The organism is Amaricoccus sp., from assembly GCF_036846665.1.
GTDB lineage: Bacteria > Pseudomonadota > Alphaproteobacteria > Rhodobacterales > Rhodobacteraceae > Amaricoccus.
On the sequence record NZ_DAIUBO010000329.1, the window covers coordinates 1 to 3,569 of the forward strand.

Genomic DNA, 3,569 nt, shown 5'->3' on the forward strand with positions numbered 1-3,569 from the left:
CGGGCCGCGCCGGCCCTCCCCGGGGCCGGCGCGCTTTGCGCACCGTCCAGGGCCGACGCGTCCCGATCCTCAACCGACGGTGAAACCCGACGTCCCTCGCCCTGCGGCTTGCGCCTCCGGGCGACCGGACCGGACGACGCGCCACCGGCGCCTCGCCCTTTCGCTCCGGGGGTAAGTGGCGCGGGCCGCGCGGAGCGCGGCCTTCTTCCGAGGACCGGCCGCGGCATCTCCCGAGCGGTTCCTGGATGATTGCCTCGGACCGGCACTCGTCCCCCGTATCGGCGTCGCCTTTTCTTCGCGAATTTGGCGTCAGACAAATCCGTGCGCGCCTGCCTGCCCCCCGGCAGGCGCGCACGGATTACCCGGTGGTGGTGAAATCCAACCCCCTCGGCCGCCGCGCTCGCGCGCGTCCCTCCGACGAACCGGCGCGAGGCAGTGCCTCGCTCTTGCCGGTTCGGAATCGCCCCCGGACGGCCAATCGGACGAAACCGCCGTCAGCCCCGGCGCGGCATGATCGCCCCGGGATGGCCGATCACCTCCGAGGCCAGGCGATGGCCGGCGAGCAGGCGCTCGGGCGGCGGCGCGCCCGCGAGCAGCGCCGCGAGATAGCCGCCGTTGAAGCTATCGCCGGCGGCGGTGGTGTCGACGACCCGCGCCGCGGGCGGAAATCCCGGCAGCGCGCCCTCCCAGCCGATCGCGAGCGGCCCCTCGGCGCCGCGCTTCAGCGCGCCCTGCCGCAGCCCGGCCGAAGCCAGCCGCGCCAGCACCGCCTCCGTGCCGGACTCGCCCCAGAGCGCGAATTCGTCGTCGAGCGAGGGCAGGCCGATATCGGTCACCGCCCAGAAGGCGGCGATCTCCCGCTGCGCCGTGGCGCGGTCCGGCCAGAGCCGCGGCCGGTAGTTCGAATCGAAGGCGACCAGCCCGCCGGCCTTTCGGAACGGCCCGATGAACTCGAGCAATGCGGCGCGGGCCCGGGCGGAGAGCACCGCCAGGGTGATGCCCGACAGATAGACCAGCCCGCATCCCGCGAGCCGCGCCGGCGTCACCTCGGCCGGCGGCTCGAAGAGCGTCCGCGCGGCGGAGCTCTCGCGCCAATAGGTGAAGCTGCGCTCGCCCGCGGCATCGGTCGAGATCGCATAGAGCCCCGGCACGCGATCCGCCCGCCGCTCGATCAGCCCGGTGTCGAGCCCCTCCTCGGCGAAGAAGGCGAGCATCCGCTCCGAAAGCGCATCCCGCCCCAGCGCCGTGACATAGGCGACCTCAAGCGCCGGCGCGCCGCGCTTGAGATAGATGGCGGTGTTCAGCGTGTCGCCGGCGAAGCCCACCCGCGCCGCCGCACCGTCCTTCGGCAGGGTCAGCTCGACCATGCATTCGCCGATGCAGGCGACGCGGGTCATGCGCCCCTGCCCGCGAGAAAGGCCTGGGCGTCCTCGGCCGTCTCGAAGAGATGCGGCGCCCGGCTCCGGCGCAAGGTGCGGCCGAGCTTCATCCGGGTGAAGGCCGAGCCGGAATAGCGCGTGACCGCGCCGTAGTACCGCCGTTCGAGATCCTCCACCATGCGCGCATAATCCGCCTCGACCTCCTCGTCCACGCGGAAGCCGTCGTAGTTGACGATCACGTCGACCGGCCGGCTCTGCCCCGCCACCAGCTCCTCGACGCGCGCCCGGATGCGCGCGACATCCTCCCGGTTGCGGACGCGCAGCTTCTCGAAATTGATGTAGAGGCGATTCGCGTCGTTGTCCCGCTGAATCCGGTCGGCGAAATCGAGATGCAGCAGGTCGCGCGCGAGCTCCATCGCCGCCTCGCGGAAGATGCGGCCGTCCATCTCCACCACCTCGCGCATCAGGGGGCGGAAATCCATCTGCCCGAGCACGTCGCGCTCCAGGTCGATGCCGGGCGCGATCTCGGTCAGCTCGATCCCCTCGGGCGTCAGCGCGAAGACGCAGCGCTCGGTGACATAGAGCACCGGCCGGCCTTCGGCCGCGGCGCGGCGGCCCGAGAAGGTCACCTGCGCCACCGCCTCGCGCATCTTGCGCGCCCGGCCCTCGCGCAGGATCCGCAGCCTGCCGTCCTCCACGGCGATCTCGAGCCCGCCCGCGGTCAGGGTGCCGGCGAAGACCACGGCGCGGGCGTTCTGGCTGATATTGATGAAGCCCCCGGCGCCGGCGAGCTTCGGGCCGAAGCGCGAGACATTGACGTTTCCCGCCGCATCGGCCTCGGCCATGCCGAGACAGGCCATGTCGAGCCCGCCGCCGTCGTAGAAGTCGAACTGCGCATTCTGGGCGATGATCGCGTCGGTGTTGATCGCCGCGCCGAAATCGAGCCCCGAGGCCGGCTGGCCGCCGATGACCCCGGGCTCGGCGGTCATGGTCAGATGCGCGAGCAGCCCCTCCTCGCTCGCCACCGCCGAGACGCCCTCCGGCATGCCGATCCCGAGATTGACCACGCCGTTGATCGGCAGCTCGAAGGCGACGCGGCGCGCGACGATCTTGCGGGCGTCGAGCGGCAGCGGCGGCAGCGCGCCCGAGGGCGCGCGGATCGCCCCGGCGAAGGCCGGGGAATAGCCGGTGGCGAAGGTCTGCATGTGCAGCGCGGGCGGCGCCACCACCACCGCATCGACCAGGGGCGCCGGCAGGACGACCGCGCGCGGGTTCAGGCTGTGGCTCTCGGCGATCTGCTCGACCTGCACGATCACCAGCCCACCGGAATTGCGCGCCGCCATGGCCTGCGCCAGGTTGTCGAGGATCAGCGCCTCGCGCTCCATGGTGACGTTGCCCGCCTCGTCGGCGGTGGTGCCGCGCAGGAGCGCCACGTCGATCGGGAAGGCCTTGTAGAAGAGATATTCCCTGCCCCCGACCTCCATCACCTCGATGAGATGCTCGGTCGAGATCGCATTGATGCGCCCGCCCTCGAGCCGCGGATCGACGAAGGTGCCGAGGCCCACCCGCGTCAGCGTGCCCGGCTTGCCCGCCGCGATGTCACGGTAGAGATGGCTGATCACCCCCTGCGGCAGGTTCCAGCCCTCGATCTTGCCGGCGAGCGCCAGCGCCGCCACCTTCGGGATCAGCCCCCAATGCCCGCCCACGACCCGCTTCAGCAGCCCCTCGTGCCCGAGATGGTTGAGCCCGCGCTCCTTCGAATCGCCCTGGCCCGCCGCGAAGAGCAGCCCGAGGTTCCGCGGCCCGCGCCCGTCGAGGAAACGCGCCTCGAGCGCCGTCAGCAGCGCCTCGGGAACGCCGGTCCCGATGAAGCCCGAGGTGGTGATCATGTCGCCGTCGTGGATGAGCGCCACGGCCTCCTCGGCCGTCAGGACCTTGCGCCGCATGCTCCTCTCCCGCCCGACCCGCAGGGCGGCAGGATAGCCCCTTTCCCGGCCGCGGCGCCAGCGTTCCGGCGGCGAGCCAGGCGAACGGCATGGGAAGCCCATTTTCCCTTTTTCGACCGCCCGGCTGTAAGACGAGGGCAGCGCCCGGCCCGGGCGAAAGCGAAGCGCCCGCGTCGTGCCAAAGGCACGCCTTCGGCGTGACGGGGCGGGGCGGGCGCTGCCCGGCGGTGCCCGCCGGGCGGGA

At 72.3% G+C, this 3,569-nt stretch carries 2 protein-coding genes; both read right to left on the minus strand.

Annotated features, from left to right (window positions below; all coding sequences use genetic code 11):
• Positions 1 to 494: 494 nt before the first annotated feature.
• Positions 495 to 1,397, minus strand: coding sequence for a sugar kinase (locus V7050_RS19700; protein ID WP_324375701.1), 903 nt, complete (start codon positions 1,395 to 1,397; stop codon positions 495 to 497).
• Positions 1,394 to 3,325 (minus strand): acyl CoA:acetate/3-ketoacid CoA transferase, encoded by a 1,932-nt coding sequence (locus V7050_RS19705; protein WP_324370647.1) that lies wholly within the window; start codon positions 3,323 to 3,325, stop codon positions 1,394 to 1,396. The genes V7050_RS19700 and V7050_RS19705 overlap by 4 nt, the downstream gene beginning before the upstream one ends.
• Between the last annotated feature and the right edge of the window lie 244 nt (positions 3,326 to 3,569).

What these genes read in the sequence shown, in the direction of transcription:
- V7050_RS19705 (WP_324370647.1), bottom strand. Translation starts at nt 3,325, where the DNA reads ATGCGGCGCAAGGTCCTGACGGCCGAGGAGGCCGTGGCGCTCATCCAC.
- V7050_RS19700 (WP_324375701.1), bottom strand. Translation starts at nt 1,397, where the DNA reads ATGACCCGCGTCGCCTGCATCGGCGAATGCATGGTCGAGCTGACCCTG.